At 54.9% G+C, this 15,946-nt stretch carries 14 protein-coding genes; 2 read left to right on the top strand and 12 right to left on the bottom strand.

The window, feature by feature from the left end:
- Positions 1-17: 17 nt before the first annotated feature.
- Both DWV73_RS12790 and DWV73_RS13175 read left to right on the top strand, forming a co-directional pair.
- Complete coding sequence (locus tag DWV73_RS12790; RefSeq protein WP_181357200.1) at positions 18-1,259, top strand: hypothetical protein; 1,242 nt, start codon at positions 18-20, stop codon at positions 1,257-1,259.
- Positions 1,260-1,285: 26 nt separating this feature from the next.
- Entirely contained in the window at positions 1,286-1,951 is a 666-nt protein-coding gene (locus DWV73_RS13175) for a type I restriction-modification system subunit M N-terminal domain-containing protein (protein ID WP_333491304.1), read from the top strand.
- A 521-nt stretch (positions 1,952-2,472) separates the two neighbouring features.
- Here DWV73_RS13175 and DWV73_RS13025 read toward each other — a convergent pair.
- The 12 genes from DWV73_RS13025 to trxA form a co-directional block, all read right to left on the bottom strand.
- Positions 2,473-2,634: a hypothetical protein gene (locus DWV73_RS13025; protein ID WP_233430214.1), complete on the bottom strand. Its 162-nt coding sequence runs from the start codon at positions 2,632-2,634 to the stop codon at positions 2,473-2,475.
- A gap of 294 nt (positions 2,635-2,928) precedes the next feature.
- Positions 2,929-3,858, bottom strand: a complete 930-nt coding sequence (trxB, locus tag DWV73_RS11965; RefSeq protein WP_117796825.1) for a thioredoxin-disulfide reductase — start codon at positions 3,856-3,858, stop codon at positions 2,929-2,931.
- Between the two features lie 14 nt (positions 3,859-3,872).
- Positions 3,873-4,196 carry a thioredoxin family protein gene (locus DWV73_RS11960; RefSeq protein ID WP_107000750.1) on the bottom strand — a complete coding sequence of 108 codons (324 nt, stop codon included), beginning with the start codon at positions 4,194-4,196 and terminating at the stop codon, positions 3,873-3,875.
- A gap of 161 nt (positions 4,197-4,357) precedes the next feature.
- Complete coding sequence (locus DWV73_RS11955) at positions 4,358-5,539, bottom strand: MBL fold metallo-hydrolase (protein WP_117470959.1); 1,182 nt, start codon at positions 5,537-5,539, stop codon at positions 4,358-4,360.
- 37 nt (positions 5,540-5,576) lie between these two features.
- Positions 5,577-6,620: a ribonucleotide-diphosphate reductase subunit beta gene (locus tag DWV73_RS11950; protein WP_117796824.1), complete on the bottom strand. Its 1,044-nt coding sequence runs from the start codon at positions 6,618-6,620 to the stop codon at positions 5,577-5,579.
- 10 nt (positions 6,621-6,630) lie between these two features.
- Positions 6,631-9,147: a ribonucleoside-diphosphate reductase subunit alpha gene (locus tag DWV73_RS11945; protein WP_181357201.1), complete on the bottom strand. Its 2,517-nt coding sequence runs from the start codon at positions 9,145-9,147 to the stop codon at positions 6,631-6,633.
- A gap of 172 nt (positions 9,148-9,319) precedes the next feature.
- Positions 9,320-10,531 (bottom strand): FprA family A-type flavoprotein, encoded by a 1,212-nt coding sequence (locus tag DWV73_RS11940; protein ID WP_107000753.1) that lies wholly within the window; start codon positions 10,529-10,531, stop codon positions 9,320-9,322.
- 22 nt (positions 10,532-10,553) lie between these two features.
- Positions 10,554-12,467, bottom strand: a complete 1,914-nt coding sequence (locus DWV73_RS11935) for an acyl-CoA dehydrogenase family protein (RefSeq protein ID WP_117796823.1) — start codon at positions 12,465-12,467, stop codon at positions 10,554-10,556.
- A 22-nt stretch (positions 12,468-12,489) separates the two neighbouring features.
- The gene (locus DWV73_RS11930) at positions 12,490-12,930 is read right to left on the bottom strand and encodes an Rrf2 family transcriptional regulator (RefSeq protein ID WP_179859646.1); all 441 of its coding nucleotides are present in this window, start codon (positions 12,928-12,930) and stop codon (positions 12,490-12,492) included.
- Positions 12,931-13,264: 334 nt separating this feature from the next.
- Positions 13,265-13,936 (bottom strand): GTP pyrophosphokinase family protein, encoded by a 672-nt coding sequence (locus DWV73_RS11925; protein ID WP_107000755.1) that lies wholly within the window; start codon positions 13,934-13,936, stop codon positions 13,265-13,267.
- The gene (locus DWV73_RS11920) at positions 13,933-15,627 is read right to left on the bottom strand and encodes an FAD-dependent oxidoreductase (protein ID WP_117796822.1); all 1,695 of its coding nucleotides are present in this window, start codon (positions 15,625-15,627) and stop codon (positions 13,933-13,935) included. The genes DWV73_RS11925 and DWV73_RS11920 overlap by 4 nt, the downstream gene beginning before the upstream one ends.
- The gene (gene trxA / locus DWV73_RS11915) at positions 15,624-15,944 is read right to left on the bottom strand and encodes a thioredoxin (RefSeq protein WP_107000757.1); all 321 of its coding nucleotides are present in this window, start codon (positions 15,942-15,944) and stop codon (positions 15,624-15,626) included. The genes DWV73_RS11920 and trxA overlap by 4 nt, the downstream gene beginning before the upstream one ends.
- Between the last annotated feature and the right edge of the window lie 2 nt (positions 15,945-15,946).

Here is a 15,946-nt window from a genome sequence, read left to right as displayed (position 1 = left end):
TACCCGCAACTATCCTGATGTATGAACGAAATAAGCACCCGATCAAAGATTTTGAACATAACCCTATTTCTGATCAGTTGCTGGAAAGTATGGAAGCCAGCAAAAAAATAGCAGATAGTTTAGCGCCCATTCTGGAGCAAGAGGAAAAACTCAAGCGAATCGCAGAAGGTGCTACTGCACATATCCCCAATTTTGAGATTCCGACGCTTGCGTTGGATGCAATTTCAGAACCTTCGCCAGCTATGAAAGCGATTGCTGAACAGAGTAAAGCTATGAAGTTGGCTACCAGCGTAGGTACTGCAATAGATGCCCTACAACACAGTAGTACCATCCAGACTTTAGGAGAACTTGCAATAGTCGCTAATGTCCCCAACTATACTTTCAAGAATCCGCTGCTTGAACAAGCCAATTTAGGGATGACGGCGATGCTCCAGTCTTTCAATAATAGTGCGGTAAAACTACTTGCGGATTCTGTTCATGGAATTATAAGCTCCTTTGGGTCTGCACTTACAGCGACAATTCATTCGCCTGTGATGGATTGGCTTCAGAGCATTGACATCTCTCCAATGCGCTCTGTGTTGGAGAATCTTGCACTGGAACCGGATATTCTTGGGAGATACAAGAAGTTCAATCAAGCGTACTTGACGGCTATGTATGAATGCAAATGGTTCCCCTACGCTGGCTGGGCAGCGGATATTACCATGACAGCGGAAATATCGGACATCCTGGCAACAAGCCGAGGTGCAAGTAAGCGACGAGAAAAGCGTATCGACAAGGTCATTCTCGACTATTACGACAAGAATGAAATCAAATTCATCAAGCGAATATGGAGAGAATCTGATTTAGAACCACATATCAAACGAATTCTGGGACAGGCTCTTGAAGCACATCTCCGTGGTGAATATGCCCTGTGTATTTCCAGCTTGGCAACTATGTGGGAGGGCTTAATCTACATAAAGGCAAACAATGCTACCATGCAGGATCGTCACCGGCAAAGGATGGCGATCACTAAAAAAGAACTGGAAGATCTGATCGAGGCAAACGACTACGACAAGATCTTCAGCGATTATTTTAATACCTTCATTGTTTCTCAGTGCAATAAGGTTGATGATGTGGTTGATGGTGTGCCGAACCGGCATGGCGTTTCTCACAGCTGGTATCACAGCTATCCGAGCAAAAAAGCTTCTCTGAATGCTATTTTGCTTACCGACTTCATAATTGGTCTGGAGCCACTTGAAGGCACCCAGGCCAGTGCATAAAGAAAATACGAATCGAGGTACACACGATGTCTAACGATAAAATCCAAGCGGTAGGAGTAAATATTGCAGAAAAAGCAACGATGATCTGGAATGTGGCAGATATGCTCCGTGGCCCCTTTAAGCCCCATGAGTACGGACTTGTAATCCTTCCTATGACCGTGGTTAAACGTTTCCACGACTGTCTGCTTCCCACCCACGAAGCAGTCTTGGCACAGTATGAAAAGGTCAAGAAGCTGGCCGTCATTGATGGCTTTCTGACCAAGGCTTCCGGTTATCAGTTCTACAATACCAGCAAGTTCACATTTGAAAAGCTGCTGGCTGACCCGGATAACATCGAAGCCAACTTCCGGGACTATCTGGCTGGGTTCTCTCCCAATGTCCAGGATGTTCTGTCCAAATTCGATTTTGACAACATCATCAAGAGAAACAGTATGAATGTCATAATCGGATCAGTTGGCATATCCCATTATTTCGGATGTGTTAGCCCTGTCTATTATGTTTTCAAGGAAACAGAAGATGCTGATTTAAGGTTTATTAGTTACATCTTTAGCACTGTAGGTTTTCAGAAAGAGCTGCGGAAATATGCCAAGGGTATTATGGAAATTCGTTTAAGAATATCCGTATCAGATACACTTAGACGGGTTGTGCCATTACCAAAACTGGAAGAACAAGCCTGCCAGGTATCATGCTGATACAGCACCCAGCAGTGCTTTCTGAAAATATGGTTTCTCTGTACTTTTTCTTATCACCCCAGAGATGTAGGATTTCTCACAGGCGGCAGTGTGCTTCACTGCTCCATTGGAATTTAACCATCCCGCCTTCCTTATGGCCGGACCGCGAATTACGGAAGTATCATTGTCCCTGTCTGGCTTTAGCACCGCCGCCGGTTGCAATCCGGCATTTGCTTCTGCGAAACCGCTATCGCCCCGATGGGCTTCATGGCGTGCAGTCGATGGCTCGACCAAACAGGAATGTACCTGAAGAATGAGTATTCAGTTTTCAAGGGACATCCGGACTTTCGTCCTTACAAAGTAAGTTTAACAAGAATCCTCCGGTTTCGCGTTGGCCTCGTAGGCGCACTTTGGTTGTCCTTGCAGGACTACATATGGTTTGTTTTGATTTTTTCAGTGTCCTATGCAGTCGGATTGGGGCAAAAAAAATACCTCGTTGGTTTCCCAACGAGGCATCGAAGACGATTCTATCTCATACGACTTCACATCATGCATCCGAAGATTTGTTTTACAAAATTCGCTTGTTTTTTTCCAGAACGCTTAAACTGATCATATGCTCCTTCTGCATGAATAATCAGCATTTCAATTTCTGGAGCAGTAATGACATTTACCACGTCAATTTTCTGCTCATATGCTTTACTCAATCGAAATTCCTCTCTGCGAGAATCCAAAATCCGTATCACAGAAATCTGCTCATCGAATCCTTTCCGTAAGTACTATGCATAAAAGCACAGCCGCAGAGTACATCTGTGGCTGTGTTTCGTGTTCAGTTGCTCACTGTTGCGTGGACTGGATATGGAGAGACAACATATCTCCCGATCTTACATGGGTGATCTTATCTGCCATCACTCTGGCAGTTTTCCTTGCAGATATGTCGGCATCCCCACTGCGGTCGTATCCGGCCTGACCTTAAACATGGCTTTTTCAATCTACCTTCCTTATCGGTTTTCCGCGATATATTTCTCCGCCATGTGGACTGCCACCGCGCCGTCCGCCACGGCGGTGACCACCTGACGGAGGGGCTTCGTCCGCACGTCGCCCACGGCGTAAACGCCGGGAATACTGGTTTCCGTGGTCTCTCCGGCCACGATATAGCCGCCGCCGTCCAGCGCCAGTTGACCCACCGCCAGCGCCGTGGCGGGCTGTCGGCCCACGCTGACAAATACGCCGTCGCAGTCCACCACGCTTTCCTCACCGGTGACGGTGTCCCGCAGGCGTACGCCGGTCAGCCTGTCCCCGGAAAGCAGCGCGGAAACGGTGCTGTTCCAGCGGAATTCCACATTTTCGGTCTGTTCCAGTGGCTCGTGATAGATCTTGGTGGCCCGCAGGGTGTCTCTGCGGTGGACGAGGATCACCTTTTTCGCCACGCGGCTGAGAAGGAGGGCATCTGCCGCGGCGGAATTGCCGCCGCCCACCACGACCACCGTTTTGTCCTTGTAAAACATCCCATCGCAGGCGGCGCAGTAGGCCACGCCCCGGCCCAACAGCTCCGTCTCTCCGGCAACGCCCAGCGTTCTGGGGTCTGCGCCGGTGGCCAGCACCACGGTTTTTCCCCGGAAGATCCCCTCGCTGGTCTCCACGAGCTTGGGAACCGCCGTCAGATCCATGCGGAGAACTTCCGCGTATTCGCTGCGTGCCCCAAAACGCTCCGCCTGCTTTTGCATCTTCTCCGCCAGAGAGAAGCCGTCGATCCCGTTCTCAAAGCCGGGGTAGTTGTCGATCTGCTCGGTCAGGGCCATCTGCCCGCCAGCAGACAGCTTTTCCAGCACGACGGTGTCCAGCCCCGCCCGGGCCGCGTACAGGGCGGCGGTGTAGCCGCCCGGGCCGCCGCCCACCACGAGCATATCATAAACATGATTGTTGTTCATATCTGAATCCTCCGTTATTTCGCCAAGGCTTCCTGAATGAAGCGGTCGATCTCTGCCTTTGAGCCGGGCGCGGTGATGGAATCCACGGCCTTTCCGTTCCGGTACAGCACCAGAGTTGGGATGACCTCGATCCCCTCGGCCCCCGCCAGCCGCGGCTCCTCGTCAATATTGATCTTGCTGACAACGAGGCTGTCCGCGTATTCCTCTCCAATCTTCTCATACGCAGGGCCGATCCTCCGGCAATAGCCGCACCAGGGCGCCCAGAAATCCACCAAAACGGGCTTTTCGCCCCGGGTCGCCTGCTCAAACTGCTCCTGATTCATATTCATAGCTGCCATATCTGTCAGCTCCTTTCTTTTGTTTGGGTATTCTCAAGACTCCGTTCTCGCCCCACACCACATCGTGACCTCAACCTGAGATGACGGTACTCTGCCCTTGGGACATAAAGCAGATGAGTAAGACCATCATCTGTACGAGAATAGCTGCGGTTTGTTGCAGCTTATTCCGCGCAGAGCTCCGCCACAAGAGCGTCCATCTGCGCTTCGCTGGTTTGGTTCAGTGCGCCGCGCAGCGATACCTCCGTTTCACACAGTCGGAGTTCCTTCATCTTTTCCAACTCGGCGCGCATCAGCCGCGCGGCAGCAGGGGCCCATGAGCCGTTTTCCATGAGGCCGATCCGGCGGTTTCGGAATCCCTTTGTCTGTAAATGATCCAAAAAGGCCTTCATGGGCGGGAACAGTCCTCCGTCATAAGTGGAGCAGGCCAACACCAATTTCCCGCAGTAGAACGCACTGGCAACAGCGTAGGAAAGATCTGTCACAGTGAGATCACATATGCTGACCTGCACGCCTTTTTTCTCTAATTTACCCTTGAGGGTCTTCGCCGCATGGGCAGTATTTCCATGGATGGATGCGTGGGCAATCAGTATGCTCTCCGATTCTTCAGGTTCCCATTGTGACCAGAGATCATAGAGCCGCAGACACTCCTCCAGCCCTTCTGTAAGCACGGGACCATGGAGCGGGCAGATCGTTTGGATCTCCAGCGCGGAGGTCTTTTTCAGCAGAGCCTGCACCTGTGCGCCATATTTCCCGATAATATTGTAATAATACCGTCGGGCCTGCGGCACCCAGGGGGCACGGGCAGTCCGTTCTAGTGAGCCAAAGCGTCCGAAGGCATCCGCCGAGAACAGGATTTTTTCCGTTTCCTCATACGCCGTCATCACCTCCGGCCAGTGTACCATCGGTGCCAGCAGGAAGCGCAGCCGGTGTGAGCCCAGAGAGATCGTGCTGCCCTCGCCAACCTCCAGCATACGGTCTTCCGACAATGCACCCGTGCCAAAGAACTGCTTGATCAGGGTAAATGTTTTCGCGTTTCCCACGATCTTCATCTCCGGGTACTCTTGCGCTATCCGCATGAGGCTGCCGGAATGATCCGGCTCCATGTGTGTGACCACAAGATAATCGGGGTTGCGCCCCCCCAACACCTGCGCTACATTGGAAAGCCATTCCTCCGCCGCCCGTGCGTCCACGCTGTCCATCACGGCGATTTTCTCGTCCAGAATGACATAGGAGTTGTAGCTCACTCCCATAGGCTGGACGGGGTACTGGTTTTCAAAGAGTGCCAATGTGTTATCATCCACCCCTACATAGCGGATGGCATCTGTTACCGTTCGGATATCCATATAAAAAATACCTCCTATTCTGATGTCTTTGGTTTTCTTATAAATCGTCTATCAGTGCGGTGCTCTTGGCGTAGGCGGTACTGCGTGCCTCAAAGAAATCGGTCTTGACCATATTGGCGTCAGCGTACTGGCTGACCCATTCCATGCTCTCCGGTTCGCTCTCAAAGCCCGGATACAATGCCGGATAGCCAAGGCTCGTCCAGCGAAGATTCCCGAGATAGCGGATGTAATCGCTAATCATCTGCCGGTTCAACCCCGGGATGTCGTCGCCGATCACATAATGCCCCCATGCGATCTCCTGCTCCACGCCCTCACGCATCATCTCGCGCAGCGCTTGTACGCTCTCGGCGGTGAACAACTCCGGCTGCTCCTTTTGCAGCTCCGTGATGATATTGCGGAACAGCCACAAGTGCGTGTTCTCGTCGCGGTTTATATAGCGGATCTCCTGCGCCGAGCCGGGCATCTTCCCGTTTCGGGAGAGATTGTAGAAGAACATAAAGCCGCTGTAAAAATAGATGCCCTCCAAAATATAGTTCGCCATCATCACGCGCAGCAGCGTGGGAGCGTCCTTCCGCTCCTGAAACTCGTTGTAGCAGTCCCCAATGAAGGTGTTGCGGCGCAGCAGATGCTCGTCCGTTTTCCATTGATAGAGGATGTCATTGCGCTCCACGGGGGAACAGATGGTGTCGAGCATATAGCTGTAGCTCTGTGAGTGGACACACTCCTGAAACGCCTGAATGGACAGGCAGAGATTGACCTCGTTGGCTGTAATGTAGGCGCCGATATTAGGCAGGTTCGCTGTCTGAATGGAATCCAAAAAGACAAGAAAACTCAGAATTTTATCGTAGGCGCTGCGCTCGGCTGACAGCAGGCGGGGATAGTCCTTCACATCCTGCGAGAGATTGATCTCCTCAGGGATCCAAAAGTTGTTCATGGCCTGCCGGTACCAGTCGCTGACCCAAGCGTACTTCATATTGTTGAAGTCGTTGAGGTTGGTGGTATTGCCGCCGATCATGCGCCGCAGGCGCACATCAAGGTCGCCCTCCGGGTTAAAGAGGGGCTTTTTCTTCAGTTCCATCATGCTATCCTCCTTATGACGAGCAGCTTTCACAGGCCTCGACCTCAAGGGCCTTGCTGCGGACATAATAAATGGTCTTGACGCCGGCCCTCCACGCCTCCAAATACAGTCTGAGCACCTGACGCATGGAATAGTCGTTGGTGATATAGAGATTCATGCTCTGCGCCTGGTCAATATGTCTCTGGCGAAAGCCCGCGGCGCGTACCGACCAGCTTTGGTCGATCAGATGCGCCGCCTTATAGTACCACCATGTATCCATAGAAAGCTCCGGAGCAACGCGGGGCAGCATGCTGCCCTTTTTTTCCTCTAAAAAGAATTTCTTCATAATTGGATCGATGCCCGCCGACGTGCCGGAGAGGATGGATGTGCTGGAAGTGGGTGCGACAGCCAGCAGATAGGCGTTGCGCATTCCCTGCACCGCCACCGTTTCCGCAAGCGCCCGCCACTTTTCTGAGGTATAACCTCGCTTTTCAAAATACGCGCCTGTCTGCCAGTCGCTGCCCTCAAAGAGCGCATAGCGGCCCTTTTCCCGTGCCAGTGCTGTGTCCGCCTTGACGGCGGCGTAGTTGATATGCTCGAATACCGCATCGGTGAAGGCAAGGTGCTCATCGCTCTCCCATCGGATGCCGCGCTTTGCCAGCATGTGGTGGTAGCCGCTGACGCCCAGGCCGATGCTGCGGTACTTCTGATTGGTAAGCCGCGCGTATTCCAACGGGTAGAAGTTGAGGTCGATCACATTATCCAGTGCGCGGATGGCCGTTTCCACCGTGCGTTCCATATAGGCCTCGTCCTCCACCGCCAGATTACCGAGAGACAAACTCGCCAGGTTGCAGACCACAAACTCACCGGGGAGTGTGGCCGTCACCACCACTGTGTCGCCGTTCTCCGTGTGCACCTCAGTGCTGATATGCTCGATGGGCGCCATGTTCTGTGCGATCTCCGTGCAGAGATTGGAGCAATAGATCATTCCCGTGTGGCCGTTTGGGTTCATACGATTTACGCTGTCGCGGTTGAAGGCGAAGGGCGTGCCGGTCTCCACTGCCGAGCGAAGCACCAGCCGCACGATGTCCTTGACGGTGACGCTGCGCTTTTCGATGCGCGGGTCATTGACGCAGTCCAGATACCGCTTCTCCCATTCCGTACCCCAGTAATCCTCCAGTGCGTAGCCCTTGACCGTGAGGATCTCATGCGGACACATGAGATGCCACGGCGCGTCTATGTTCTCCTCCGCCAGTCGCCAGAAGAGATCCGGATAGCACACGGCGGGAAACACATCATGCGCCTTCATGCGGTCGTCGCCGTTGTTGGTGCGCAGTTGAAGGAATTCAGGCAGATCCCGGTGCCATGCGTCTAAGTAAACCGCCGCAGCGCCCTGCCGCATCCCCAACTGATCCACCGCCACGGCGGTGTCGTTGACCAACCGGATCCAGCGGATAACACCGCCCGCCGCCCCTTGAAAGCCGCGGATGGTGCTGCCTGCAGCGCGCACCTTACCGAAGTACATCCCCATTCCACCGCCAAATTTAGAGACCTTTGCGAAGTTGTCCAGCGAGCGGTAGATGCCGTCCAGACTGTCCGGCACAGTGTCCACAAAGCAGCTTGAAAGCTGATGGTAGGGCTTTCGTGCGTTGGACATGGTAGGTGTCGCCATCGTGACCTCCATACGGCTGAGCATATCGTAAAAGCGTTTTACCCACCCCATGCGGTCAGAGCCTTCGTTCATAGCAAGATGCAGCGCGATACCCAAAAACATCTCCTGCGGTGTTTCCAGCGGCACGCGGCTGCGTGACTGGATCACATAGCGTTTGAGCAGCAGGTCAAGGCCGGAGTAGGTGAACAACTCGTCCCGTTCCGGGCAGAGAAAGTCCTCCGCCATAGCGATCTCCTCGTGGGTATAGTGGGCAAGAATATAGTCACCGTAGAGTCCCTTATCCGTCAGATAGCGAAGCCTGCCATAGAGGTCGCCGACGCCGCGCCCCTCCCATTCCTGTGCGTTGCGACAGCGAAAGGAGTGGTTCAGAAGCCGCGCCGCGATGAACTCCCACTTGGGTGCCTCTGCCGTAGTCAGCTCTACCGCTGCCTTGGTCAGTGCCTCAGCCCTCTCATCCTCCGTCATGCCCGGGCGACAGAAGCTCTCAAACTTCATTTGAAGCGCCGCGAGGGAGTAGATTTCCTCGGTAAAATCCATCTGGATACGGCGCAGCACCTCGTCAAGCGAGTTATCCCCCACCGTCTGCGCGATGGTATGCCGGACGCGGCGCAGCGCAGACCGCTTTTCGCGATAGAGGATGTACGCCTTGGCCACCTCATAGTGTCCGCGCTCCATGAGCGTCCGCTCCACCTCGTCCTGCACACGTTCCACGGTGAGCGGTACTGTGACGGAGAGATTGTTGAGAACGGCGGCGAGGATCTCCTCCAGTTCTCCGCCCCCAATCTCCCTTCCCTGTCCATCAAACGCTTTTTTCATGGCGTTGAAAATTTTCTCCTGTTGAAAAGGAACAGACTTCCCGTTTCGTTTTCTGATCTCCATTTCGATCCTCTCATCTTCTCCGGTCACTTTTCATGTCCTTTTGGGCAAAGAGCGGGCAAGCGCAGTATCACGCTTGCCCGCTCTATTTTTGAAAGCCGGTTTTTCTGCAGCCGACACGGCGGGGCTGTTTGTTGTCTGTTGTCTGTTGTCTTGGTTTTGGCTTTCCTGCCAGTTACTTCATAGATTCCAGAATGGCGTCCGCCAGTGCTTCCAGCTCAGTGCGCTTGTCCGTGCCCATGGACGAGGCGAGGCTGAGCCGCTCGTTGAGCACCGTCATGTTCTTAAGCTCATCGTTGACAAATTTCTGCATGAGGTCACCGGACTTCACCGCCCATGAGCCGTTTTCAATGATGGCAAAGGTGCGGTTTTGCAGATTCAGTGCCTTCATATCCATGAGGAAGTCATGCATGGCGGGGTAGATGCCGAGATTGTAGGTCACAGAGGCCAGGACAATGTGACTGTACTTAAACGCCTCGGAGATCAGCTGGGAGACATGAGTGGAGGACACATCGTACATCGCCACCTTGCTCATGCCCTTATCGCAGAGCGACGCCGCCAGCGCCTGCGCCGCGTTCTCCGTGTTGCCGTACATGGAGGCGTAGACGATGAGCACGCCCTGGGTCTCAGGGGCATAGCGGCTCCATGTGTCGTACTTTTCGATGAACCAGCCCAGATCCTTGCGCCACACGGGGCCGTGGAGCGGGCAGATGTACTGGATCTGATCCAAAACGCCGCCGGCCTTTTTCAGCAGGAGCTGGATGTGGGGGCCGTACTTTCCCACGATGTTGGTGAGATAGCGGCGGGCGTCGTCCAGCCAGTCCCGCTCGAAGTCCACCTCGTCGGCGAACAGCTTACCGTCCAGCGCGCCGAAGGTGCCGAAGGCGTCGGCGGAAAAGAGGACGCCGTCGGTGACGTCGAGGGTCACCATGGCCTCCGGCCAGTGAACCATAGGCGCGCCCACAAAGGTGACGGTGTGCTTGCCAAAGGAGAAGGTGTCGCCCTCCTTCACCTCGATGCACTCATGTCCGTCCACATGGAAGCCGAACTGCCGCATGAGCATGAATGCCTTCTCGTTGGAGATCAGCTTCACCTTAGGATGGCGCAGCAGGATCTCCTCGATGCAGGCGGCGTGATCCGGCTCCAGATGGTTGACCAGCAGGTAGTCCAGCTCGCGGCCATCCAGCACATACGCCAGATTTTCCAAAAGCTGGCGGCAGGCAGACCAGTCCACCGTGTCAAAGAGCACCGTCTTTTCATCCAGCAGGCAGTAAGCGTTGTAGCTTACGCCCCGGGGAATGGGAAAGCAGTTTTCAAACAGGGCCAGGCGATGGTCGTTGGCGCCCACCCAGTAGAGGTCGTTTGTTACTTTACGCACGCAATACATCTTATCTTACCTCCTTCACGGCTCAAGCCTTTACAAATTGATCCTTCGTCTCCGCGCACTCCGGGCACACCCACTCGGCGGGAAGCTGCTCAAAGAGCGTACCCAGCGCGATCTCGCCGTCCTCGTCGCCCAACTCCGGCACATACTCGTAGCCGCAGCCGCTGCAGACGTAGCGGTCGCCGATGGGGGCGGGCTTCGGCGGTGTGGGCCGCTTCATCTTTACCATAGGCGGCGCGGGCAGCTTTTCGCCGCTATCCAGCGCAGCAGTGAGCAGGGGCAGGATCTCCTCCACATCGCCCACGATGCCGTAGTCGCAGTTCTTGAAGATAGGCGCGTTACCGTTCTTATTGATGGCCACGATGGTGGAGGCGTCCTTGATGCCCTTAAGGTGCTGGGATGCGCCGGAGATGCCACAGGCGATGTACAGATTGCCGGTGAACTTCTGACCGGACATACCCACATAGCGGTTCAGCGGCAGATATTTGAGAGTCTCCGCCACAGGGCGGGAAGAACCGATGGCCGCGCCGGCAGCCTTGGCCAGCGACTCTACCAGTTTCATGTTCTTTTTCTCCCCGATGCCCTTGCCCGCGGAGACCACCCGCTCCGCCTGCGGGATGGGCGTATCCATAGGGATGCCCACGGAGAAGTCGTGACCATCCTTCTTCAGCGCCGCTACAAGGTCGGCCACCTGCTGGGCAGCATCCCCTTCCCGGAAGATGGTCTTTTTGCGAATGCCGGTGATGGGCGCGGGTTTCTTGGCCGCCGAACGGCTCTCGCCGCCGGAGCTCTTGCCCAGCCTGCCCACCAGATGAGAGGCGATGACCACCCGCTGGATCTCGTTAGTGCCCTCGTAGATGGTGGTGATCTTGGCGTCGCGGTAGGCCCGTTCCACCTCCATGCCCTTGAGGAAGCCACTGCCGCCGTGGATCTGCAAGGCATCGTTGGTGACCTCCAGCGCGATGTCCGAGGCGTACATCTTCGCCATGGCGGACTCCATGCCGTAAGGCGCGTGCTGCTCCTTCAGCTCCGCCGCGGAGTAGATGAGGAACCGGGCGCAGCGCAGCTTGGTGGCCATATCCGCCAGCTTGAAGGCGATGCTCTGCTGGGCCGCGATGGGCTTGCCGAACTGGACGCGCTCCTTGGAATAGCTCAACGCGTGCTCAAACGCGCCTTGGGCGATGCCCAGCGCCTGCGCGGCGATGCCGATGCGTCCGCCGTCCAGCGTGGACATGGCAATCTTGAAGCCCTCGCCCTCCTTGCCCAATAGGTTTTCCTTGGGAACCTTCACGTCGTTGAAGATCAGCTCCGCCGTGGAGGAGGAGCGAATGCCCATCTTGTCATAGTGGTCGCCGAACTCAAAGCCCTTCCAGCCCTTCTCCACGATGAAAGCGGAGATGCCCCGGGTGCCGATGTCCGGCGTGGTGACGGCGAAAACCACATAGGTGTCCGCCTTAGGGGCGTTGGTAATGAAGATCTTGCCGCCGTTGAGGAGGTAGTAGTCCCCCTTATCCAGCGCCGTGGTCTCCGTGCCGCCGGCGTCGGATCCGGCGTTGGACTCCGTGAGGCCGAAGGCGCCGATCTTCTCGCCCTTGGCCAGCGGAACCAGATATTTCTTCTTCTGCTCCTCGGTGCCATAGGCGAAAATGGGCCATGAGCCGAGGGAGACGTGGGCGGAGAGGATTACGCCCGCGCCGCCGTCCACACGGGCCAGCTCCTCCACCGCGATGGCGTAGCTCAGGGCATCAAGACCGGCACCGCCGTACTCCTTGGGGTAGGGAATGCCCATCCAGCCCAGCTTACCCAGCTTCTTGACAGCCTCCTCGGGAAACTCATTGTTCTGATCCATTAAAAATGCGAGGGGCTTGATCTCCTCCTCCGCAAAACTCCGGATCTTCGCGCGCAGCTCTTCGTGCGCCGCCGTGGTTTGAAACAGCATATGGGTACCTCCTCTTAAAATTTTACAGCTTGCTTGTATCTTGGGGATCGGATCCGCCGGTCAGCAGCCTGCGCAGGCTCACGGCACGGAACGCCTCGTCCTGCTTTTGCTGCAAGGCCGCCAGCTGACAGTGGATGGCGCACCGCCCATGCTTGTCCTGCCAGCGGCATTCATATCCCGGCTCCATGCAGGCGCACAGGATGCCCCGCTCCCCCACGACCCCCATGAGATCATAGAGGGAGGTCGCGTCCAGATCGCAGGACAGCGCGCAGCCGCCGAGGGCGCCGCGGCTCACCCGCACCAAATTGCCGGCGGAGAGCTTGCGCAGAATCTGGTAGGCAAACTGATTGGGGATCAATTCCGTTTCCGACATCTCGGCCACCGAATGCTTCTCCCCGTCCAGCAGCACCCGCAAAATGCGCAGTGCGTAGTCCGTCTCTTTGGTGATGATCATGCTCCACATCCTCTTTTCGCTTGCTTGTTAATGCCATTATATCAATCTTGATAAATTTTATCAAGATAATTTCCAAAAAAATATATCGTTTTAACACAGACCGCTCCAGCCCGGGTCAGCTTCGCTTTCCATTCAGCGAAAAGCCATGTTCCTTACAATATAGAAGCCGAAAAAGCTGTGCCGTGGCAGTCCGCCGAAAGCATAAAAGACTATGCCTGAAAACCAGAAAGCGGAGAAATTGGTTGGGGCTCGCAGGGGTCGCCCACCCAAGGCGGATAAGGCGGTCCCTGGCAAGTCCAAGGCAAGCACCAAAGTGCGTGCTTTTCATTTTATATTCGACACATTATGTTATGATATGCAGTAAATGTTCCATCTTACCGTCCCATTCTCTGCTGGAATCGGCGCACTCTTTCAGTTCAGTTTCGACTTCAGCATTTATCGGCAAGTTTTTCTTATAGCGGATGGTATGCTCAAGGCTTGCCCAGAAGTCCATAGCGATTGTACGGAGTTGTATCTCCACCGGCACATGGATCACTTTTTCCGCAAAGAATACCGGCAGCCGGAGCGTCAGGTGCAGACTGCGATAGCCATTTGGCTTAGGGTGTGAAATATAATCTTTCTCTGTGATGATTTCAATGTCAGACTGTTTTTTTAAGCACTTTGCCAAAAAGAACACATCCTCCTCGAAAGAGCAGATCACCCGCACACCGGCAATATCCATGATATTTGTCTGCATGGTCGGAAAATCCAGAGGAAGTCCGCGTTTCTGCATCTTATTCATAATGCTGGACGGCGACTTCAAGCGGCTTTTTATACTTTCTATCGGATTGCGATCATGCTGCAATGAAAACTCTTCGTTTAGAATTTCCAACCTGCTTTCCAGTGCTTTCAGCGCACATCGGTATTGCAGCATGACTTCCTGATACCTGCGATTTTCGCTTAAAAGGCGCTGGCACTGCAAATCATCTAAGCCTTTATCTGCCGCAACCGTCAAGCCAAATAAATTCTCACTCATAGCTTCTCCATTCCGCAGGGATAGGCGCTCCGCGCTGTCTGCCGCTCTTGTATTACGACCTGATAAAAACTGTATCCGCCGGAGAGATGGGAACAGGTGAAACCGTACTGCGTCAAAAGTCGGCAGGCCAGATAACTGCGAAGCCCTGTCTGGCAATTCACATAAACAGGCTTACCCCGGTCTAACTCGTCCAAATGCTCCCGCAGATCGTCCAGTGGAATATTGCGGAATCCATTCAAGTGCCCACGCCGATATTCACCTTCTGTACGGACATCCAGCAGTGTCGCATTGCCATCGCAAGGCAAGTCCTCAACCTCATTCCAATGGAACTGCCGTACCTTCCCGCTCTCCAAATCCTCGATCATAAAACCGGCCATATTGACCGGGTCTTTGGCAGAGGAATAGGGCGGCGCATAGGAAAGGTCAAGCTCCGTCAGTTCCAAGGCTGTCATTTTTGCGCGAATGGCCGTTGCCAGTACATCAATGCGCTTGTCCACGCCCTCGCCGCCAACGATCTGCGCACCCAGCAGCCGCAGGCTTTCTTTTTCATACATCACCTTCATTGCCATAGACTGTGCGCCGGGATAATAGATAGCGTGGGATGCCGGGAATAATACGACTTTGTCGTAAGCGATCCCTGCTGCCTGCGCTGCCTTCTCATTGATCCCCGTGGAGGCCGCTGTCAAGCCAAACAGTTTCAGAACAGACGAGCCCTGAGAGCCGTGAAAGCGGCTGTTTCCGCCGCAGATATTGTCAGCGGCAATGCGTCCCTGCTTGTTGGCAGGCCCCGCCAGCGAGGTCAATGCTTTTTGGCCGGTCACGAAATGGGTGACCTCTACGGCATCGCCCACAGCGTAGATATCCGGCACGGAGGTTTCCATCCGCTCGTTGACAGCGATGCTGCCCCGGATGCCCAGCTCAAGTCCGGCCTCTTTTGCCAGATGGGTGTCCGGCGTGACGCCGATGGCCAGCAGCACCATGTCGGAGCGCAGCGGCTCACTTTCCTCCAGCAGCGTCAGCACGGAATCTCCGTCCTGTCGGAATCCGGTGACGGTTTCATCCAACCGCAGAGCCACACCGTGTCTGCGCATTTCCGCATGGACAAAGCTGGCCATATCCGCATCCAGCGGCGCTAATAGCTGCTTCAGACGCTGGACGATGGTAACCGAAACGCCCATCTCCACAAGGTTTTCCGCCATTTCCAGACCGATAAAGCCGCCGCCAGCCAAAACAGCGGTTTTCGGCTTCTGATCCTCTACAAAGCGTCGAATGCGGAGGGTGTCTTCCACGGTGCGCAGGGTAAAGACCCGCTCGCTGTCCACGCCGGAAAGCGCAGGAATCGTCGGCTTTGCGCCGGGGGCAAGAAGCAGTTTGTCATAGGTTTCCGTGTAGACCTTCCCGCTGTCCAGTGCGTGGACGGTGACGATTTTCTCTGCGGGATTGATCGCAGTTACTTCCTGCCGTACTCGCACATCAATGCGAAAGCGATCCCAAAAGCTCTCCGGAGTTTGCAGCGTCAATTCTTCCTGCTCCTTGATCACACCGCCCACATAATACGGCAGACCGCAGTTGGCATAGGACACATAGCCGCTGCGCTCGATCATGATGATCTGCGCGTGTTCATCCAAACGGCGGATGCGGGCGGCGGCAGAAGCACCGCCCGCCACACCGCCTACGATTACAACTTTCATCTTGCGCCCTCCACCATTGCGGCAATCTCCGACTTAGGCCGATAGCCCACCGATTTGGCAACGGCCTTTCCATCCTTGAATACGACCAGCATCGGGATACTGGACACCTGAAAACGCATTGCCAGCTCCATCTGCTCGTCCACATTGACCTTTCCCACCTTGAGCGCGCCGCTTTTTTCTTCGGCAAGCTCATGCAGTATGGGAGAGAGCATTTTGCACGGTCCGCACCAGTCGGCGTAGAAGTCCAGCAAAATGGGCTTGTCGGAACGCAGTACCTCATTTTCAAAATTCGCAGCAGTAATTTTCAGTTCAGCCATGA

The organism is Clostridium sp. AF12-41, from assembly GCF_003461685.1.
Classification (GTDB): Bacteria; Bacillota; Clostridia; order Lachnospirales; family Lachnospiraceae; genus Otoolea; species Otoolea fessa.
Note: the sequence above shows the minus strand (reverse complement) of the source record. Positions and strands in the feature narration are given on the sequence as shown.